This window comes from Pedobacter sp. V48 (assembly GCF_000523515.1).
Classification (GTDB): Bacteria; Bacteroidota; Bacteroidia; order Sphingobacteriales; family Sphingobacteriaceae; genus Pedobacter.
Map to the genome: position 1 here is coordinate 1 of NZ_AWRU01000012.1, position 21,923 is coordinate 21,923.

At 40.5% G+C, this 21,923-nt stretch carries 15 protein-coding genes and 2 pseudogenes; 7 read left to right on the forward strand and 10 right to left on the reverse strand.

What is annotated here, in order from left to right; all coding sequences use genetic code 11:
• Positions 1-414: 414 nt before the first annotated feature.
• Together N824_RS11860 and N824_RS11865 are read right to left on the reverse strand one after the other, a co-directional pair.
• Positions 415-1,650 (reverse strand): sugar MFS transporter, encoded by a 1,236-nt coding sequence (locus N824_RS11860; protein WP_048905444.1) that lies wholly within the window; start codon positions 1,648-1,650, stop codon positions 415-417.
• Positions 1,651-1,962: 312 nt separating this feature from the next.
• Positions 1,963-2,565 (reverse strand): DUF1080 domain-containing protein, encoded by a 603-nt coding sequence (locus N824_RS11865; RefSeq protein WP_200869870.1) that lies wholly within the window; start codon positions 2,563-2,565, stop codon positions 1,963-1,965.
• A gap of 379 nt (positions 2,566-2,944) precedes the next feature.
• On the opposite strand from N824_RS11865, the gene N824_RS11870 reads away from it, so the two are divergent.
• The 5 genes and pseudogenes from N824_RS11870 (at position 2,945) to N824_RS31225 (ending at position 7,319) form a co-directional block, all read left to right on the forward strand.
• The gene (locus N824_RS11870) at positions 2,945-3,946 is read left to right on the forward strand and encodes a glycoside hydrolase family 5 protein (protein WP_048905376.1); all 1,002 of its coding nucleotides are present in this window, start codon (positions 2,945-2,947) and stop codon (positions 3,944-3,946) included.
• A gap of 79 nt (positions 3,947-4,025) precedes the next feature.
• Positions 4,026-5,984, forward strand: a pseudogene (locus tag N824_RS11875) (histidine kinase).
• 238 nt (positions 5,985-6,222) lie between these two features.
• A complete protein-coding gene (locus N824_RS11880) occupies positions 6,223-6,603 on the forward strand; it encodes a hypothetical protein (protein ID WP_048905378.1) in 381 nt (126 codons plus the stop codon).
• Positions 6,604-6,635: 32 nt separating this feature from the next.
• Positions 6,636-7,124: a universal stress protein gene (locus tag N824_RS11885; RefSeq protein WP_152542203.1), complete on the forward strand. Its 489-nt coding sequence runs from the start codon at positions 6,636-6,638 to the stop codon at positions 7,122-7,124.
• Positions 7,125-7,142: 18 nt separating this feature from the next.
• The gene (locus tag N824_RS31225; RefSeq protein WP_161662300.1) at positions 7,143-7,319 is read left to right on the forward strand and encodes a hypothetical protein; all 177 of its coding nucleotides are present in this window, start codon (positions 7,143-7,145) and stop codon (positions 7,317-7,319) included.
• A gap of 296 nt (positions 7,320-7,615) precedes the next feature.
• Here N824_RS31225 and N824_RS11890 read toward each other — a convergent pair whose 3' ends face one another.
• The 8 genes from N824_RS11890 to N824_RS11925 all read right to left on the reverse strand — a co-directional run bounded on the left by N824_RS11890 (position 7,616) and on the right by N824_RS11925 (position 19,855).
• Positions 7,616-9,334, reverse strand: a complete 1,719-nt coding sequence (locus tag N824_RS11890; RefSeq protein ID WP_048905380.1) for a serine protease — start codon at positions 9,332-9,334, stop codon at positions 7,616-7,618.
• A 108-nt stretch (positions 9,335-9,442) separates the two neighbouring features.
• On the reverse strand, positions 9,443-10,585 hold the full coding sequence (locus N824_RS11895; RefSeq protein WP_048905381.1) for a TlpA disulfide reductase family protein: 1,143 nt from the start codon (positions 10,583-10,585) through the stop codon (positions 9,443-9,445).
• Positions 10,586-10,603: 18 nt separating this feature from the next.
• Complete coding sequence (locus N824_RS11900; protein ID WP_161662301.1) at positions 10,604-12,025, reverse strand: PKD-like family lipoprotein; 1,422 nt, start codon at positions 12,023-12,025, stop codon at positions 10,604-10,606.
• A gap of 10 nt (positions 12,026-12,035) precedes the next feature.
• Positions 12,036-12,863, reverse strand: a complete 828-nt coding sequence (locus N824_RS11905; RefSeq protein ID WP_048905383.1) for a DUF4843 domain-containing protein — start codon at positions 12,861-12,863, stop codon at positions 12,036-12,038.
• Positions 12,864-12,880: 17 nt separating this feature from the next.
• The gene (locus tag N824_RS11910) at positions 12,881-14,371 is read right to left on the reverse strand and encodes a RagB/SusD family nutrient uptake outer membrane protein (protein ID WP_048905384.1); all 1,491 of its coding nucleotides are present in this window, start codon (positions 14,369-14,371) and stop codon (positions 12,881-12,883) included.
• Positions 14,372-14,403: 32 nt separating this feature from the next.
• Entirely contained in the window at positions 14,404-17,808 is a 3,405-nt protein-coding gene (locus N824_RS11915) for a SusC/RagA family TonB-linked outer membrane protein (RefSeq protein WP_235207093.1), read from the reverse strand.
• A gap of 191 nt (positions 17,809-17,999) precedes the next feature.
• A complete protein-coding gene (locus N824_RS11920) occupies positions 18,000-19,172 on the reverse strand; it encodes a FecR family protein (RefSeq protein WP_048905385.1) in 1,173 nt (390 codons plus the stop codon).
• A gap of 98 nt (positions 19,173-19,270) precedes the next feature.
• Positions 19,271-19,855: an RNA polymerase sigma factor gene (locus tag N824_RS11925; RefSeq protein ID WP_048905386.1), complete on the reverse strand. Its 585-nt coding sequence runs from the start codon at positions 19,853-19,855 to the stop codon at positions 19,271-19,273.
• Between the two features lie 500 nt (positions 19,856-20,355).
• Here N824_RS11925 and N824_RS11930 point away from each other — a divergent pair, with 500 nt between their 5' ends.
• Both N824_RS11930 and N824_RS11935 read left to right on the forward strand, forming a co-directional pair.
• A complete protein-coding gene (locus tag N824_RS11930; RefSeq protein WP_048905387.1) occupies positions 20,356-21,168 on the forward strand; it encodes a serine O-acetyltransferase in 813 nt (270 codons plus the stop codon).
• A gap of 123 nt (positions 21,169-21,291) precedes the next feature.
• A pseudogene (locus N824_RS11935) lies at positions 21,292-21,737 on the forward strand (TlpA family protein disulfide reductase).
• Positions 21,738-21,923 lie beyond the last annotated feature (186 nt).

Genomic DNA, 21,923 nt, shown 5'->3' on the forward strand with positions numbered 1-21,923 from the left:
ATCTACACTCTTTCCCTACACGACGCTCTTCCGATCTTAGCTCCCGGGTGACCAGATTGGCAGCCGTGTACCATTCTAACAATATCCCTTCTTACCTGAGAAGCAATATCTTCTAATTCTTTGATTGTATGTTTTATATGTTTCATTTAACAAAATTTAGTTTGTACTGAATATTCCGAAAAAGTAGCCGGACTGTGTAAAAAATAGGCAGTGTTAATCCGGCACCAAAATTTATTGTTTGTAACTTAATCATTAAATAATAAGCGTCAAAAAAACGTTTATTATTTTTTTGTATTTATATCCCAAAAAGCAAAATCATATCTTACTAGATCGCTTTATAAAGCAGATCGTAAAAGAGAGAATTTTCAGTGCCCTCTTAATGATCAGCTTCTTTTTTTATAGCTTTAATATTGCCTAATGTGCTGCTGCAGCAGCTGGCACACTGCTCTTCACATTCTTTTGCCAGAAGAAAAATATAACAAACAAAACAACCAGTATTCCTGGAAAAGCAATCATTTTCACTAAGGTATCCTGCCCGGCAGCCAGTTCCAGCGCTCCTCCTTTTAAACCTAATGCTACATTTTCTGCTCTTGCTGAATCAATCCAACTTCCAATAAAGGGTTGAAATATAGCTGTCGAGAACATCCCAACGCCTCCAACAATCGACATCCCCAGAGCACCGCTTAACGGAACACGTTGCGCTACTGCTCCAATCATAACCGGCCAGAAATAACATACCCCTAAGGCAAATATTACCGTGGCAACATACGCAAGCGGTCCGGTAACCACGCTGAACATGTAAATACCAATGGCTGCCAGAATAGCCGACATTAATAAAACACCGGTTTGGCCTAATGAATGAACAACAGGGCCTGCAAAGAACCGACCTACTGCCATCAATCCGCTGGTAAGCGCAAGGATCAGCATGGGGCTGGCACCGCTGTTACTCATAATCACACTCACCCACTGGTTAGGACCAAACTCGGTAATTGCAGTAAGGGCCATACAGATAAACAAGAAGATAAAAACAGGGTTAAGCATTGCTTTAAGATTCTCAGCAATTGAAGTACTTCCATCTTCTCTAGGCTCTACAAATTTCTTTCCGTAGAACAAAGCAGCATAGATAACAGTTGGAATCATGGTAACCCACATCTGAGCTTGCCACCCCATTCCATTATCTGTCATAAATTTAGAAATAAGTGCTCCGATAAGAATTCCGCCAGGGAACCACATATGGAACCTGCTTAGCATTTTATTCATTTTTGGACCTGCATAGGCATCTGCAATCAAAGGATTACAAGCCGCTTCTGTACATCCGTTACCAAATCCTATAAAAAGTGTAGAAACAAGTAACCCTACATATCCCCCGGCATATATGGTCAATAAGATACCAATAGTATGCGCTACAAATGCAGCTTTCATAATGTTTTTAGGCCCAAAAGTATGGTAAACCAACCCACCAATGATCATAGAGATCGGAAATCCTAAAAAGAACATACTGTTGATAAATCCAAGCTGTTCTGCTGTCAGGTTAAATTGCGCTCCGAGCTGGGGTAAAATACCAGCCCTGATAGAGAAGGTAAAAGCTGTGGTGATCACGGCAAAGCAACTCCCGTTGAATAAGGCACTCTTGTTAATGTTTTCGTTCATAATATAATGGTTATTTGTTTGATTTAACAGCATCCTTGAACTCACTCGAGATGGGATGTATTAAAAGTTTTATCACTGAATAACTCTAGTTTTTATCTATTTGGGTTGAATTAAAATATTAGCATTTGGTTAAACGAAATTAGTAAAATATTTAATTTAGGCAATCGATTGCTATAAAATATTTACTTCTATTTATGTTTTTAAAAATTTCTACTCTTAAAGTGAAAAAGGGGTAGTCCTAACCTCTATCAATACACGTTAAAACAACCGGATATATCTCATGAGACCATGTACAGGTGGTTCGCCACAAACTTATGGTAATTCTTTTATTTGAATATGACGGTATTCCATCTGTCCGTGATCGCCCTCCAATCCGATAGAACCACTTGCAGGAAGCTCGAGCGCATCCTCGAGTACCTCACCGTTGCATTCGCAATGGGCAATATTATTCTTCACAGTCACAACAATGGTATTCCAGTCCTGCGGTCTGTAATTTTTCAAGTCTTTATAAGGTCCAGCCACTGTATAATCACGACATTGAAGTTGTAGCCCGCGTAGAAAAATGCCGCTGTCTGCATTTGGGGATGCTCGAAACTCTATCTTCAGGATAAAATTTCCAGGGAACTCCCGCAGAGTCCAGGACTCCTGAATCTTACGTTCCACTCCTACTGGATAATTAACTGTGAGTATCCCGTTCGCAGCCGTATAACGTCCGTCTGACGACACCTTTTTTCTGTTGAATTTTTCGGTTATTTCACCCTCCTTGTTCCGGTAGCACCAGCCCTGAAGTGTGTTTCCATTAAACAGTTTCTCGAATCCTGTATCCGGTTTCCAATCTGTGGTTTTCGGTTTGTCTTTTTGAGCGGTTGTCGAGGGTCCGGCTTGAGCACTTGTGCCCAAATTGGTCGACAACAATCCAAATACGATAATAAAAGAAGATGGGATGACGCGCAGTTTAATTTTTAAATCGATCATTTTCAAGCTCATAATTTATTTTTTGGGTTATTTATATGGTTATGCTTAAATATTATTAGTGCCTCAACGGATTTATACGATCAGCATTTCCAACCACTAAAAGTAACCAGAAGTAATCTATCTAAAAAGTACATTTGTTAAAGAATAGACATACAAATGTTAATTGGTTTCTTTCATGGCCTTGCCAGATTATAATAAATTGGACATAAAATACGGATATTGCGTATCAAATCATCGCAKKAGAWMANAMAYTSCRMGYCANSYYATYTATCAAATGAATCCTGATAAATTGCTAACTTGCTATTTCATTAAAATTTTCATGCTAGTCAGTAAACATTGTACGCTTCAAACTTTAGGCGTAATTATTCTCTTACTATGGTCAACAACATTTTGCAAAGCACAGCGCGTTAACGCAGTTAGCGCACATGGGGCTTTAAAAATTCAAGGTGGCAAAATTTTGGATAGCCACAACACCCCCCTACAATTGAGAGGCATAAGTTTATCGTGGAGTGTATGGGGTGGAAGAAAATACTATAATCCCGAGGTAGTAAGCTGGCTAAAAAAAGATTTCAAGATCAATCTATTACGTGTCGCTATGGCTGTTGAACCTGATAGTGGATATTTGAAAGATCCTGTAGGACAGGAAAGACTCATCACAGCGGTTATTGATGCAGCGATCAAAGAAGGCATATATGTTTTAATAGACTGGCACGATCATCAAGCCAATGTGAACATAAAAGAAGCGAAATCCTTTTTTAAAAAGATGTCGGCAAAATATTCAGGTGTTCCTAATGTTATTTATGAAATATGGAATGAACCTGAGCGTATAGAGTGGAAAGTGGTTAAGGATTATGCGTTGGAAGTCATTGCTGAAATACGCAAGAATGATAAGGAAAATATTATTGTGGTTGGTAGTCCCAATTGGGATCAGGATATTGATGTCGCTGCAAAAGATCCCATAAAAGGCTTCAAAAACATTGCTTATTCCTTTCATTTCTATGCATCGGATCCTGATCATCAGGAGAAACTCATGAACAAAGCAGACCTTGCACTTGAACTTGGACTGCCTGTTATAGTGACAGAATGGGGAGTTGGAGAGGCCAATGGAAATGGAGTGTTTGATGTACAAAAAAGCGATAAGTGGTTCAATTGGATGGAGCAGCATAAACTAAGTTCTGCTAATTGGAACCTGACTAACAAAAAAGAAACGACAGCACTGCTCTTACCAGGCGCTTCTGTATCTGGCCAGTGGCCATCCACACTGCTTTCACCAGCCGGAATTTATATCAGAGAGTGGCTCATTAAGCTAAATAAGAATTAAAATAATGAAGAAGAGATTGCCCTAATAAATAAACATGCTCACTTTATCTTGCCTATTTCTAGTTTAGACTTTAAATATTATGAATAAATTCTTATTAATTTTTGCGGTTTTGGCATTCGCTGTTTTACGCTGTAATGCACAATTACCTTTAAATGAAAAGGAATATGCCGACAGTTTAGAAAAGGTTGTTATTAGTACGAAATCTGACAGCTTAAAAGCGAGAGCAAATTATCAATTATCACATTACTGGAGTATACATCACGACACACGAAAAGGCAATCAATATCTGCAACGTGGAAAGGCATATTCAAAAAAATATCCTTATCTACAGGCGATATATTATTTTTTCGAATCAAATCTGTACTTATATGAAGATCCGAAGAAAAGTACCAATGCAATTTTAGAAGGCGAACGTCAGCTTTTGAAATTTGAAACTAAAGAATCCTATACATTTAGATCCAAATTATGGTATAATTTAGCAATCCTCGCGCAAGAAAAAGACGACCAAAAAGCCATTTTAGACATTATTTTAAATAAGGTTATACCATTTGCAAAAAAAAGTCAGGATACATTAATGCTGGCAAAATATTATTCACAAGCCGGAAAAATATTCATGAACAATGATCAACTGGAAAAGGCGGAAGAATATTATAATAGGACAATTGAGCTGATAAAAAATAAATCAACAAAATCCACCATACTACTTAATACATACATTATTGCCTCATCAAACTACATTTTTTTAAAAAAATATTCAAAAGCAAAGATAATGCTTGATAAGGCGAAAAATATGCTGTCTAAATTTCCCAAATCCATTTCACAGTCTGATTATTATTGGGCCGAAGGCAATTATTACGAAGAAATTGAGCAATATTCGCAGGCTTTGAAAAGCTATAATATTGGAAGATCAATGGCAACGGCACAGGGCCAGGTTTATATTGTTCAGGCGCTTGAGATGCAGAAATATTCTGTATTGACAAAGTTGAAGAGATACAGCGAGGCTCTTCCATTAATTACAAAGGTGGCCCGGGATACGGCCTATATGAGTACAACGAACAATAGAAAATCCATTTTTAATGAATTGGCAAAAACCTACAATCATCTTGGCAATGATGCCTTGGCTTATATCTGGCTAAGACGGTACAGTCTATTAAACGATAGTATAAATGATAGTCAGCTTAAGAATGACATTAATAAACTTGAAATTAAGTTCAGAAATTTAGAGAATCAGAAAAAGATTGCTACTCTGGAGGCGGAAAAAGAGAAGGTTATCTTATCATCAAAAAATAGCAGATTAATGATCTGGCTGCTTGGGACGGCAGTGGTATTGTTCCTGGCAGTTACTATTTTTACCTTAAATTATTACCGGGGTAAGAGTAAATTGGATAGCACAACTGCCATGCTTGAGGGAGAAGAGCGAGAGCGGAAAAGAATAGCGAGAGATCTTCATGATGGATTAGGTGGAATGCTTGCTGGCGTTAAAATTAAACTATCCAGCTGGGCGGCAAATAAGCATAATCTAAAGACTGATGCGGAATTAGACGGGATTATTTATCAACTTGACGATTCACTAAATGAACTCCGCTATATAGCGCATAATATGATGCCTGAAAGTTTGGTGAAATTTGGTTTAGAAACCGCACTAAAAGATTTATGTGATTCGATGTCTGTAAACAATAATTATGTAGTATTTCAGTCTTTTCTCAGCGATGCAGATATTCCGACAAAGATACAACCGACAATTTACCGTATTGTGCAAGAATTGTTATATAATGCCAAGCGCCATGCTAACGCACAGCATATTATCGTCCAATGCAGCCAAAACGAAGGGTCTTTTTTTATAACTGTAGAAGATGATGGAATAGGTTTTGCTCAGAATTCTYTNKTYSCTAMANRAYGSTMTNKSYKWKMWKARCWTRYAAARMMGRRYRRRYTANTTMWMTKGNWWRAWSRARAKWRTAKCYMRYWMWYWWKWAAAAGGGAGTGCGGTGAATATCGAACTGAATGTTACAAAATAATTGATCCGGTGTATCATTAAATATCATATACCTAAAAGAATATCATCTATCGCCATGAAATCAGGCTATTTATACGTTCGAGTAAGCACTCATCTGTAAAAAAGAACGGGCTATTCTCTTGTTGAACAAGAAGATTGTCTTATAAAATGATTCGAACACTAAGATCGCTGTCTTAATGACGCATATCATCAAAATCCCTGATCACCATCAATTTTATAACACCCCATTATCAGGATCTTTATATATAAACCTAAAATCATGACTACGACAATAGAGGACAACGCCCTGCACACAGAATTACAGGAACTCTACCTGATCACAAAACAATGGTCAGCTGACCTGAAATTCATTAGTGATGAAACTGATATTCTCAAAAAACTAACTCATCAACCTCTGGAGCCTGAAATTAAAGAGAAACACGCTGTTCTGTTCAATACATTAGAACAACAACACTCAAAACTAAAACTTCAGGTTGTTCATCTGCTAAAAAAACTAGCGCCATTAACTTATGAACCAATAAAGGAAATTAAGTTGAGTTTAATTGAAGAACATCAACTCTTGAAGCGCGAGATGGAAGAGATAATGTTGGCTTTTCATGCGACAAAAAATAAATTGTTAACACACATTCCAGGCAAGTGAAACCTGATTTCACCTTAACTCACATCAGTCCTATGAAAACAGCCAAAGATTTAGGTCATAAAAAGACAATTCTTGTCCTCACTGATTTTACAAAAAGCGCATTGAACGCTGCAGACTACGCCTTATTTTTAGCAGGCCTATTGAAAACAAACGTCCTGTTATTTCACTCCTACCATGTTTCTGTATCAGAATCTGATTCCTTTAAAATGACAAATTATGCATTGTTAGCCCAAACTAGTAAATCAAATCTTAAAAAAGAGATGAATCGGTTAAATGGCAATATTCAAACAACAACAAGCAATTTCAAACCGGAAATTGACTATTTAAGCGAAGGCGGCGGAATCGCAGAAAATGTATGTAGCATCATTGATGAAAAGAAGAACATTTTCATGTTGGTTATGAGTGGATTTAAAGCACGCAACAATGAGGACTTTCTTTTTGGGACAGAAATCAACTCCGTGGTACGCAAAGCCAGGTGTCCTGTGGTTGTTGTACCCGAAATCGAATTTCTCAGGCTTTAACCATAAAAACTGTTTCCAATGGAAAACCTAAGGCACACATTTTTAAAAGCAATCAATTCAGCAGGCCAGCATTCTGCATATGCACCCCTTGCCCTTTCAAACGATTTTAACACTTTACCCGGATTGTTGCAGAAATTTTTCCATCGCTGTGGCTATACAGGGCAGGAAAAGATCGAATGTGCCCACATTAAATGAAACGACACCAAAATTAGGCTCAGCCCCCGGGCAAATTGGAGTCCTATGCATATCCCGCGATCGGGATAATATCAAGACTACCATCTTATTGAGCTTCCGATGAGTAGTCCGGATGATCACACAATATTGCTTGCCAATCAGATTCTAAGAGTTGCCGCTGATGCAAACTTTTCATAAATTTGAGGGAGAAACACGGCTTTAAATACTGCGCATATTCAAAAACAGGATTAGGAGGGGACAATCAACGTTCAGTGCTTCATTTTCAGGAAGAAGCGAGAAAGCTGAGAGTACCTTAGCTATCGTGTTGCCATACTGCTTTGATAATGCTCAATCAGACGCAGTAACACTGCGGTGGAAACAACAAGTGTCGTTGTCCTGCTGGAACGTGCGATATTAATACCACACAAGCGATTCTTAATATCAAAGACCGGGCCACCGCACTCCTCGGGCTTGATCCTGGCATCATGACTAAACACCTGTGTAAATCCATCACGTCTGATGCTTTTACCACCATGGAACTGCTCTGCAGGATGATTTGACAAAGGCGGCCTGAATACATCCAAAGTCAGGTTTTTGAAATAGAAACGATCTAAACGTTTTATTTTAAAGGTAAGCTGATCATAAGGCCAGAACTTCATCAGCTCAGTTCCATAATCTTCGGGTTTAGTGATCGCGATGTCATTGATGTTTAAGACCCGATCACCTACGGTTATCCCGTTAATTCCAGCCGGAGAATCCGGCTGGACTGCAGTAATCACAATATTGCTGTCTTTGAATGTAGCCATGGCGCCCAAATATCCAATGCTAAATTTCTTTGGCGACTTAAAATACATGCTTCCAATTACACTAATCTGATCATGGTGATCCGGTAGCGGAGAAATCAGAAATTTACCCAGTCTCAGAAAGGATAGGCTATCCCGGTTAAACTGTTTTAATTGTATTCCGCCTTTAATTATTGCAAGCGGCTGCAACAACACAAGGTCATTTTCGGGATCACGTAAAATAATTTTAAGGGCAAATGATCTGTTTTCGGAGAATACAACCGGCCGATCGCCAATCAAAGAGCTCTTGCTGATCACAAGACTACTTATGAGGTCGCTATCGGCAGACCTTGCAGACAAAGAAAATAGAGTTCCATTGACTTGTTGCACGTTACCCCTAATTACACTTCTGATCGGTAAACAACTCTCCTTTAACGGAGTAGATAAGAACGAGAAGCTAAGATGCTGATCTTTGAGACCTGGAATGCTCAGGATTGCCGATCGAAGTGGGTCGTTGCCAATAGCATCTTCAACTGAAGGCAGTTCATCATATGTTTTAGGAACGTTCAGGGCCGTCCAGTACTTCCGGTAAAGATCGACTGGAATCTCATAATTTTCATCTTCATCCGCTCCAATTGCACTGTGTAAAGCGATAACCCGTCCAAAATGATCAAAGAGTGGCCCTCCAGAATCCCCCGGCTCCATGATACAAGTTGATTGAATAAACCCAAACTGATTTTTCAGATCTGTGATCCTGCCAAACCTAAGGGTTGGCAGTGCTTGATTTAATGTTTCCGGGTAAGCGATACTTAAACAAGGTTCATCAATTTTTAAGGAAGACGACCAGCCCATTTCAGCATAAGGCCAGACACCGACCCCGACGATTTTCATCATAGCAACATCGGGAAACATCTTATTCTCCGTAAATTCAATTTCACCAAGCCCGCGTGCGACATGCAATTTCCCATCAGGGAACATGATTAAATAAGTATTATCAGGTTGATTCACATGTGCCGCTGTTAGCACATGGCCTTCGGCAGTAACCACCACACCCGTAAACTGAGCACTGGTCTGCACCTTTTTCAACGTATCATAACCCCATATTCTGACACTGGCGCCATAAGCTTTTTGTATAGCTATGGATAATATTTCTTCTAGTTTTTTGGGATGAAATTTCTGACCGAAGGATTGGGCAGAGAACAACAGCAACACCAGGAACAATGCTGTTCTAAGTGTATTTTTAATAAAGATCATTTACATTTTTTTAAGACACCGGTTGATTTCAGATCATTTTAGCATTACTGCCCCAGCAATGCAATAAAGCAATCTATCGGGGCAGTAAAGCAGGGAAAGGAATTTTGGTTAATTCAGTAATTCCGCCAGCTTTTTATTCAGCTCCTCGCCCATCAGGTGATTTCCAACAATCTTTCCATCAGCACTAATCAGGAAGTTGGCAGGAACACCAGAAATGCCGTATACTTTTCGGGCATCATTGTCCCAGCCTTTCAGATCAGATACCTGGGTCCAGGTCAGACCATCTTTCTTTATCGCGTCCAGCCATTTAGCTTTATCGCTATCTACTGAAACACCAAGGATTTCAAAACCTTTATCTTTAAAAGCAGCATATTGCTTAAGCAGGTTTGGGCTTTCTGCACGGCATGGTGAACACCAGCTCGCCCAGAATTCTACTAGCACCAGTTTCCCTTTGTAATCTGATAGGGACACGGATTTGCCATTTACGTCTTTCAAAGTAAAATTTGGTGCCACAGCACCGACAGCGGTTACCTTGTGTGCATTTAAAAGCTTGTAAAGTCCCTGACCACCATAGGAAAGACGAAGTTCTTCGCTAAGCTTATCAAAGATGGGCATGGCTATATCTGATTTCAGGTTATAACCACTTACCGACTCTGCTAATGCCTGCAGGGCGAAATAAGATTTGGGGTTAGCTTTGGCAAATTCGATTATCTTCTCCCCACGTGATTTTCTAAAAGCCTGCACCTGCTTATCTAATACTTTAAAGTACATCGTGTCCTTTTGCTGTTCAGGGGTTGCCCTGTTGATGGTAGCATTCGCATTGTGATGTACGGTCATTACCGTAGGTCCCACCTGCTGATCAAAAGCCTTCATTTCATTGTAAACCTTTGAACCGGTCCATTTCGCATTATAGAGTGAATCTGCAGAGGCAATATTGATATTCTCCTTCCCAAAGTAAACATAGATGACATCACCTACACCCTTGGAACCATAGATTTCTTTGTCTTTAATGCCTTCACGTGAAAGTGTTATCCTCGAGGAAGCAATGCCCGAGATGTTTCCGGAAAACTTAAAGTTGCCATCAACCAATTCCACAGAATCAGTACGGCCGTTACCCTCAGCGGTATAGTCCAGGTATATTTTTGCTGGTTTATTTAAGTTTCCTATTTTTCCTGTGATGGTAAAATTAGGTGTTTGTGCGGCCACTGCAACAGGTGCCAGGGCGGCAAGAATTAAAAATTTTAGTTTCATATGTTTTATAAGTTATATTTATCGTACTGCCACATCTATCGGTGCACCCGGGATTCCTTCAATCTTCTTAAGCAATGTGCCGAGTTTTCCGGTCGAGATATCCAGGTAGTAAACACTACCTTCCACCCCCACCATAATGGTTTCTTCATTTTCAGAAAGTCTGATCATCGTTACTTCCCCACCACCAAGGTCAGTTGACAGTTCCCTTACATCTTCATTGATTGGATTGTATCTATATACTTTAGATCCCGAGCTGAAATAGATAATTCCATTTTTGGCACCTTGCCATCTGGTTTTCTCTGTGATGAGTTCCTGGCGAATAAAAAGACGTTTTTTTAATGGACTGAAGGTAAAAGGACCGGTAAATTTTACATTGAAAGAAAGCTCATAGACTTTTCCCGCTCCATTTCTGCAATAAGCAAAGCAATCGCTGCCGTTGAGCTGTTCCATATGAATCAGGTCCATCCCTACATTTTTCGGATCAAATATTGCCGTCGATTCAGAATCGTACTGCGTACCAAAATAGGTAGGTCCATTGTATACGTTGAGCCTGACAAACTGTTTTAGATTGCGTTCGAATCCGATAAAGTAGGTTCCAAGGGTTTGATTAAAATTCATGATAAATGAAGGTGCAAGTTGATACTCGCCTTCGGCTGCGCTGAACATACCATAGGTAGGTGACTGATCCCAGGTATTGGTGGTTCCGTAGGTAAGTGCGTTGCTGATCACACCTGCCAATATCCCCTGAGGGTGCTGTTTGAGTTGGCCAACCTCCAGATCGTCAGGAGCAGCAAAAAAGTTATCGGCAATGGTGTTAGGGTATTTTGGATCTTCCTGCATGGTGTTGGCATTTAAGCGTATTCCACCACCTTTAGTGATGATCCAATAACCTAGGAGTGTACCACCTGCAGTGGTATTTTTCATCAGGAACAGATTCATCGGGTCTTTTGGCAGGTCTTTTCCCTGCATTGCCTGATACAGGCGCGCCTGCACTTCTCCATCGGGCTTGACAAAAGAGAATTGGGTAGTGCCGTTTTCGAGACTCAAAACCGCAGTACCAGAGCCGAATTCTGTACCCCCGTCTACAAAGAAATCGTGGAAATATTTCATTCCGTTTGTCTTGTTGTAAACCGTAAGGCGAGCTTCATACCTTTGGGCCTCCAGGCCGAATATGATTCTAAGTGCCGGTCCGGTAAATTTGACATCGTTACCGGTCATTACGCTGATGCGCCATTGGAGTTCAATGTCATCTCCTCTTGTATTTTTTACAGTGGGCTTGATAATTAAACTGTCTCCGACCACAGCGGTATAAACTGAATCAAGATTTGCTACTTCTGGTGTAGCGGGCATATTGATCTCATAGTCACCCAAATCCTTATGACAGGCCGACAGTGTGATGATACTCAATACTACTAATCCTATTATTTTTCTAAGGCTCATCTGTGTATTTTTAAATAACTTCTTTTCCATTTTCATCTATGAAGTAATATTTTCCGGTCTGTGTATTCTTCCTCAACAGCGTTTTCTTACTAGGATTTCCAGTGTTAAAAAAATAATAGCTATCCGAATTTCCAGCCGTTACTTCTTGCAGTACATACCCTTTAGTCACATTCTTGGTCACCCAGTTAAAAGGATTATTCATCATGATGGTGAGCAACCCAGTATAGTAAAGGTTTTTAGGTGCATCCAGGCCACCTTGAGAACCGGTGGTCATAGAGGTTTGACCGGTTGTGATGTAGAACAATTCGTGCTTGGTCCTTGAATAATTGGTCAACCACGTATCCCACCAGTCTGGTTTTTCCAATTTGGCAGAAAATACCACTTTAGCCCGCAGCATTGTGGGATTGCTTACACCAAAATCATCAGAAGCAATCAGCTTGATAATGATAGAAACCGATTTTTCTTCAAGAGCCTTATCCTTATTGTACATGATGACCGGAATATAGGCCGTACCCGCGTCCGCTGGCATGGTGTAAGTGCTTTTCAATGGCTGGTAATGTTGTTCGGGAATAGCTGTAGACGAATCCGATTCTACCCGTACATGGTAGGTTCGGGCAACAGATGTTCTTATCCCTGACAGTCGAACAGGTAAATACAAGGTGTCCTGGGCTTTGTTAGGCGTATAGGCAAAGGTCCTGACAAGACTGTCTTTATCACCGTTATATATATCGAAATAGACATTGGCTTCATTACTAAAGACCATCTCTTCTGCTTTTTTGCAGGAAGTAATGGACAGCAGCGCCAGGATGATGATGAAATATGATTTTATAGTTCTCATAATTATGCTCTTATAAATTATCTGCCTCCGTAAACAATTTCATCATTAGGTAGAGGCAACACGAATATTTTATCTGAAGGCGGGATTGCGCTTCCTGTCGGTGCAGCAATGGCTTTATTAAGTCGCTTGTACATGTAAAACATCTGACCTTCAGCAAGCCATTCTTTACGGGCTTCTTTTAGCAATTCATTGATAAGACCGTCTTCTGAAGGGACGGTTAGTTGATTTTGAAATCCTCTGGCAGCGCGGACTTCATTAAAGTATTTCAGCGACTGCGCGGGATCTGTTGCGTAGCTACATTCTGCAGCAATGTAATACATCTCGCTTAGCCTAATTGCAGGTGCCATAAGGTAATGCAGGTTGGCATTTTCTTCTGTACTGAGCGAATTTCTGTTATACTTTACAATGTCATACCACCTGCTGCTCACATCTGCCATTAGCGTAAGCCACTGTTTGAAGCGGAGGTCTTCTCCCCCAACGGTACCCGCTTCATAAATTAACCTTGCATCGTCTTCCAAAAGGAAGAATCCACGGGTACCACTTTTAAACCAGTTTTCTTTGATGTCTTTTGCAGAGCCGGGGATATACCAACCAAATAACAGTTCCTTGTAAAGGATACGGTCTTTTTTTGCTTCATCAAAAGCAATAAAATCGCTTTGTGCGGTCCATGGAAATTTATCCGAGTCGATCACTTCCTTGGCATTTTTCAGTGCATTTGCTTTATCATTTTTATAAAGATAAACCCGGGCTAGTGTCCCGCACACAGCGTAATAGTTCAGGTGATGTCTTCTGTTCTGGAGGAACAATATTGGGGAGCTCTCTTCTGTATTTTTGGTTGTATCTGTGACCAGTGGGTAGTTGACTTTATATCCCGCGCTGCGAATGGGATCATTGGTCATTAAGGTTTTAGCTTGTTCCAGATCTTGAATCAACAGACCCATTACTTCTGTAACCGACGACATTGGCGTAACCTCCTTGGTGTATTTTTTTGCGAATGGTATTCCAGGAGCTGTTGGGTTTTTGAGGTAAGATGGGGCAAACAAACGCAACAGGTCGAAATGTAAATAGGCCCTTAGGGCTAAGGTTTCACCTTTAATTAATTCATAGTTTGATCCGGTAAATACATTTTTACGCTCATCGATATTACTCAATATCAAATTGCAATTGACAATGGCACTATACAGGCCGCTCCATATTTTGTCCTTACGTTCAATGAATTTTCCATTGGTATAGTTGTACAAGGAAGTTTGTCTATAGTCCTGTCCGTCCGTACCAATAGAAAAATTCTGGGCAAGCGCTTCGGTGGTTCCAAACGTCAGTTCTTTGCCATACAGGTCATGAGTGGTGCTCTTGATGTATATTCCGTTTAAAGCTTCCATGAAACCATTTTCGGTACTGAACAGAACCGGAGCCGAGATTTCTGATTCGGGCTGAACTTCCAGCCATTTTTTACAGGAACTCAGTGAGCCCACAAGTAAAATGAAACCGATTAACAACTTAATGTTCATATTTTTATATTTTATCTGTTAAATAATGAGACCTAAAAAGTAGCGTTGACTGAAAAAGTGATGCTTCTTGCAAAAGGATAGTCAATCCCCCTTTCCTGTTTAATTGAAGACCATCTTGCTATGTCATTGGCCGTTACGCCAAACCTTAAGTTAGACATAGAGAGTCTTTTAGCATATTTCTGATTTATGTCGTAGGATAAATAAAGCGACTGCAGATTAAGCAGGTTATCCTTTTGAACAAACCGCGAGTTTACTTCTGTAGTACCTAAATCTGCGATGTTTTTGTAAAAGGTCAGGTCACCTGATTGTCTCCATTTTCCTTCAAATACCCGCTTATCTACATTGTATCTTGCATCTGCGTTCTCTACCCGATCGACCAAGGTCTGGTTGTACGTATCCCCTCCAAAGTAAGTCTCGAAATTAGCAGTAAGATTAAAGCCTTTATAGGTGAATGTGCCACCGAAATATCCATTGACCTTGGGATCAGCGTTACCCACCACCACGATATCCCTTTTGTCGTAATCGTAAGTAAGTGTTCCATCTCTTTTTACATAAAGCTCACGACCGTTTTCAGGATCTATACCTAAGGAACGTACTGCATAGATGGCATTGATGGACTGACCTTCATTATACCTCAACAAGGGTACTCCTTTGAAACCTCCATCCTTTTGATCTACTGATTGCAGTTCATCGGCTTTGTCATTGTATTTTTTCAGGGCGTTGGAAATCCTGACAATACGATTTCTATTGGCAACCATGTTTGCGGTCAGGTTTACCGACCAATCTTTTCTGCGAATGGCATCCCATCTTATCGCCAGTTCAGCTCCTTTATTTTCCATATCCCCAAGATTCTCTTTATAAGAGAGGAAACCCGATGATGGCGGAAGTGTGATGTCCGCAAGGATATCTTTGGTAAATTTCCTGTAGACTTTAGGAGAGATGGTCAAACGGTCTTTAAACAGGCCTAAATCTATGCTGATGTCTGTCATTAACGTTTTTTGCCAGGAAAGATTTTCGTTACCATAATTGTTCACCGTGGCACCGATTCCAGTGGAATACCAGTTATCCGATGAGTAGTTGTAAGTCGTTCTGGAGAGATAGGGATCAAACAATACAGAGCCGGTAAGTCCCGTTGATACCCTCAGTCTAAGCTGACTGATGACACTGTTGTCTTTGAGAAAATTCTCGTTATGAAGATTCCAGCCCAGTCCGAATGACCAGAAAGGCGCAAGCTTATTGTCCACACCAAATTTGGAAGAGCCGTCGATCCTTACGGTAGCATCCATCAGGTATTTGTTGTCATAGGAATAGTTCATGCTCATGAATGAGCCGAATAACCTGGACCGCTCAAGCCTGCTGTAAGGCCTTCCATTTTCTGCATATCCTTTCGCAAATCCGATATTTGAAAACCGGTCATTGGCGAAACCCAAAGCAGTATACTCCTTGGCATCCGAAAGCTCGGTACGTATGTTTACACCGGCCATCACGTTAAAATAGCTTTTGGCTATTTGCTTTAGCCAGGTTAGGCGGATATTTCCGTCCCAATAGGTTTCTTTCCTGTTTTTATTGGTGTACTCTCCCTTTTCATCAATTTTTGCAGTTTCATAGAGGTAATACCTATTAGCAAGGGGAGAAATGAAGATGTCATCTGTATTTGATCGGCTTGTTAAACTCATCTGCCCCCTTAGCTTGAGGTCTTTCATCAGCTCCAGTTCAGCAGAAAGGTTATCGATGATCTCCATATAGGAGGATTTGTTAAAACTGCTGAGTTGTGCATCGTATAACGGGTTGAAAGTATAGGATTTTTCACCTGCTGAATTTTCCCAGATATCTATCACCCGGGTAATGTTTCCATTTGCATCGGTCATCGGGTAGTAAGGGTTTGTTTTTACATAGTCCGCGAAATTGCCATAGGGAGATTCATTTCCCGTCACCTGAGTAATAGAAAGGTCATTCCTGAATTGAAATTTGTTGACATTATAAGTAAAGTTCATGCCCCCGGAATACTGGTCCCTTGCAGAACCTTTCATCACTCCCGGCCTGGTTTGGTACCTCAGGTCAACACCATAACGGAATGCCTGAGAACCACCTTCAAGATACACAGAGTGCTTCTGTCCGGCTGTGGTACGAACCGGCTGCGACAACCAGTATGTGTTTACCCCCCCGATTACGTTTGCGAACTTATGATAATACAGTTCCTCTAAATGATCCTGAGGGATATTCTCGTGACCAGAGTCGTACAGGCCGGCAAGCACTTCATATCTCAGTTTATCTTCAGCATTTAGCACCTGATAATCACTCAGGTCTGCTCCGGTAACATTCAGTTCGTAATTATAGCTCACCCGTAACTTACCCTCTTTTGGTGCTTTGGTTACAATAACCAATACGCCGTTAGCGGCCCTGGCCCCATAGATGGCAGTAGCGGCCGCATCTTTTAGCACGGTAACTGATGCCACACGGTTGACGTCCAAATCAAATACTTTTTGCACATCAACTTCATAGCCATCCAGGATAAATGCCGGCATGTTCACGCCACCCGAAATGGCGTCCCTTCTCAATACTTCCCCATCCCCACTTGGCAATGCCGAAGATCCACGTACATTAATGGAAGGTATTCGGTTTGGATTTGAACCTGCAAGATTGTTTTGCACAAGCCTGAATGACGGGTCAAAAGCACCTATACTCTGTAAAATATTTTGAGGATTTATGGTTTTCAGTTGATCTCCCGAGATCGCAATGGCAGTACCGGTAAAGCTATCTTTTTTTATGGTTTGATAACCGGTGATCACGACATCATTCATTTGAGTAACCTCATCTTCAAGTTCAATATTCAGGAACTTCTTCTCTCCAACCTTTACCTCCTTTACCTGATAACCTACGTAAGTGAATAAAAGTACGTCTTCTGGTTGCGCAGCGATCCTGAATTCTCCGGCAGCATTGGTCTGGGTACGAATATTGGAATTCGACTTGAGTGACACATTCACCCCAGGCATCGGTTGTCTGGTTTTGCTGTCTGTCACCTGACCGGAAATCTCGACAAAGTTATTTTTTATGCTTTCCAAAGTTTTATTGCCAATCTGGTTCCTGATAACAATGGTATTGTTTACAATATTGAAGGTCAGACCCTGCTGTTCCAATACAGCACTTAGGGCCTCGCTAAGCGGTACATTTTTAAGTGCAACATGAATTTTCAAACGGTTCACATTGACCTCTTCGCTGTAAAAAAAGAGGTAACCTGTTTGCTGTTTAATGTCCTGAAAAACAGTCTCAAGTGTAGTGTTACGTCTGGAAATACTTATTTTTTGCGAATAGCTTGCGGCGGACAAATGCATGGCGCCGATCAGTAATAAAATAGCAGTTAATTTCATCACTATAAGGAATTTGTACTTTACGCTCCGCATTTCGCACGCAGGGTTGTAAAGAAAAGTTAATTTCATACTTTTGGAATAGAATTAAGTGAATAAATAACAGCCTGGCTTCAACATCTGGCTGTTGACCTTTTTTTGAGCCGGAAGTGGTGAGACACTTTCGGCTTTTATAGTCCTGTGGTTCCTAGTGGTGGTGGTGTAGTTTTCTTATCATCTGATAATGGTTTGTGGTTAAAATTCGGTTAGTTTTTTATGGTGGTTTAGGGTCGTTCATTATTGGAAGGATCATACGATACATACACCGTTTTGCCCTTTAAACTCAGTTTTACCTGATTCAGCTCAAGAATTTTAAATACTTCAGAAAGTTTGCTGTTCCTGGATATGCCGCCAAAGAATTTCTTATTAGGAATAGCTCCTGTATATACTATCGTAATGTTATACCATCTGGAAATTTCGCTCATAACAGATTTCAGGTTATCCCCATCAAAAACGAACAGGTCATTGGTCCATGCTATCTCTTTATCCAGATTCACCTGAGCGGTGGCAATGGAACCTGCACTTTCCCTGCTCACCCTGGCCTGCTGCCCGGGAATGATAACCGTTTGGTGCTTTCCGGCAACAACTTTAACAGATCCCTCAACAAGCGTAGTTCTGATTGCACTTTCATCTGCGTAGGACTCCACATTGAAATGCGTCCCCAAAACCTCTACTGTCTGTAAACCTGAAATCACTTTAAAAGGATGCTGAATATTTCTCGCAACTTCAAAATAAGCCTCACCATTGAGGTCAACTACACGCTCCCTTCCTTTAAATGAGGTTGGAAAGCTCACCGAAGACGCTGCATTAAGTTTGATCCTGGAACCATCAGAGAGGACAATGGTATATTGGCCGCCGTTCGGGGTGGATATGGTATTCATTGCAGTTTCCTCAGTTAAATCTGAGCTGGCTGACATCTCATAGATCAGTTCTCCATTATCTTTTTTAGTGATGTTGATCCCCGACTGACGTGCGATCTCCCCTGTTTTAGCCTCGTTTAATACAATTTTATTCCCGTTCGCCAGTGTAAGCACCGCTTTATTACCTCCGGGAATAATGGTACGATCCATTTGCGCGAGCAGATCATTTTTTTGCTGGTAAGAAACCAGGTAAACTGCAACCGAAACAAGCAGTAGCGCAGCGGCAGCAGCTCCATATCCCATCCAGCGGTAACTTAGTTTTCGGACTTTCGGACCTTCAATTCGTCTGTCTATATTTGCTTTGATATCATCTCTTAATTCCGAAAACTGAAATTCATTATCATCATTGATCAGCCCGTCTTTAACCTCAAACATATTGTAGTAAGACTCCAGGAATTTTACTTCCTCAGAACTGGCAGTTTGTTGCCTGTATTTTTTAAGAATTTCCCTAAAATAGTTTTTGTAAGCGCCTTTCATGATCCGTTTTATACCTATATGAGTCAAAAAATAAAAAATAGCCCACGCTACATGAAAATTTTTATTTTTTCACACTACATTAATAGAGAAACCGCTTTTTACCGTACCTGAGAGTACAGCACGACTGCATAAATTAGCATTAATGATGTTCTGAACTTATTTAAAGCCTTACCTAATTGATTTCTCACTGTTTTTGGAGAAATCTGAAGCCTCTCCGCAATTTCCTGGCTACTCAAATCATCTTCAAAGCGCATTCTGAAGATGATGCGCTGTTGCGAGGGAAGGCTTTCAATCAGCTGATCAAAAGCTTCAAGAAACTCGTTATGTAATATTTTCGCATCGGCATCACCGAGTGTCCCTTCCAGTTCAGCTGCAGTATCGGGAAGCGTCGCATACCTGCCCTCTTTCTCAAGATGCTTAAACACCCCATTTCTGGCTGCAACATTTAAATAGGCAGGAAGGTTTTCGATAGGACTTGCTGTACCCCTGATCCAAAGTTGAACAAATACATCCTGAGCGATGTCCTGAGCGCGCTCCATATCATTCAACCTTTTAAAGGCGGTATTAAAAACCAGCTTCCAGTACCTATTATATAAAACATCAAAGGCATACTTACTCCCCTCACTTAGTTCAAGCAAGAGCTCATGGTCTCCAATACTATTTGAATTTTCCCGATACGTCATCACCTTTATCAACCAAATCTATAAATATTTATGATATTACCCATGTTGTTTCACACACAACACCATTTCAACATTGCTTTTTCGCTCCATATAACATATATTTCACGCTAATAATCATTTACACGCAATTTTTAGTTAAAAAACATAAAATTTCAAGTCACTCAGCCAATATTTATAAAAAATTTATTATAAATCTATTTTTTTAGGCATCTTTTTGAATTATCAACCGATAATGCTGAGATAGGAGCAAAATTCATTGATTTCCATAAAAAAAGCGGCCAGTCCTACCGGTGAATCAGATAAGCCATTGCCATGGTTTAGGCAACCGCCCGCCGGAGTCCCTGGGCCTACCGGATTCTGGCAAACCTGATCAGATTAAAATAACAAACCGAAACATTAAAGCTATATTCTACTAAATTAGTAGATTTAATTTTATATATTGTAAATCAATTTATAGCAGATCAAAAACAACACCTTCAAAAAATTGAAAAAATAAAAAAATGGAACAACAGGTCAATACATTTATTGAGTTACTCTTTCAAACCCATAAAGCGGAATGGGAGGCTACCCCCTCCAATGATCAGGCGATCCACTGGCTCAACGATCTGCTGGAATTCCTGTTCCCCAATCATTGCCTGAACAAAAAAATTATCTATGAAGGTCAGTTAAGAAAGAATCAGATTGAACTGGAAAATGTGCTGTTAAGCTATATTGATACAGATCAACTCAACATTGGCCAGGCGGTTGATAGCTTTTATGGTACTTTGCACCAGATTTACCAGGACCTAAGACTGGATGCAAGCTATATCTATGAAAATGACCCTGCGGCAAACAGCGTGCACGAGGTCATCGTTTCTTATCCTGGTTTTTATGCTATTGCCATTTATCGCATTGCGCATCAGCTTTCCAGACTGGAGATCCCTATTTTACCGAGGATACTGAGCGAACACGCACATGGAAAAACCGGTGTAGACATTCATCCCAGTGCCCGCATTGGTGTTCCTTTCTGTATTGATCATGGAACCGGAATTGTGATCGGCGCCACCAGTGTCATCGGTAAAAATGTGTGCATCTATCAGGGGGTAACTTTAGGTGCTTCACAGGTCAGTAAGGTATTGTCCAATATTAAACGGCACCCGACTGTAGAAGATAATGTGATCATTTATGCACGCAGTACAATACTTGGAGGCAGAACAGTTATCGGCCATGACAGCACCATCGGCGGCAGCGTTTTTTTAACAAAAAGTGTTGAGCCATACTCACACGTATTTAACACCCATCAGCTGCGAATAGAGGTTAAGCCAAATATATAACTTTGGACAATCAATAAACAAGCACCTTCACACCATGAAAAAAGCGATTTTATTTCTATTTTTTAGTTCTATTGTTGTTTCTGTAAATGCCAAAAAACAGCCGGGGCCGATGATCGTGGCTATATCGTTAAGGTAGGAGATCCTACGCCCGATAATTTTCAGCTTAAATTAACCGACGGGCGTACCACCTCTTTGAAGGAATTAAGGGGAAAAGTCATCGTCTTACAATTTACAGCAAGCTGGTGCAGTGTATGCCGCAAAGAGATGCCTATTTACAGAAAGAGGTATGGGAAGCCAATCAGAACAAGGATTTTGTATTGATCGGAGTCGACCGTGATGAACCTTTGCAAACCGTACAGAAATTTCATCAGGACATGAAGATTACCTATCCGTTGGCCCTTGATCCCCAGGCAGGTATCTTTGGACTATTTGCAGATAAAAAAAGTGGTGTAACCAGCCCTGTAGCGATTGATCGTGATGGACGTATTGTTTTTCTGACCCGTTTGTATGAGCCAAGTGAATTTGCATCCATGGTTAAAGTGATAGACGGTCTTTTAGCAAAAAAGTGATTGTCTGATAAACATGGATCAAAACTTTTTATGGCACACAGGCCTAATGAATTATCTGCTTCGGTTTAATCCTTTATTTCAAACCAAATGACCAAGGATTAGCTACTTAATGGTGGTAGTATACACACTTAATGCCGATGTAATTAGCTTCCTCTGACCACGCGCCGGGATATTTGACTGCCCCAT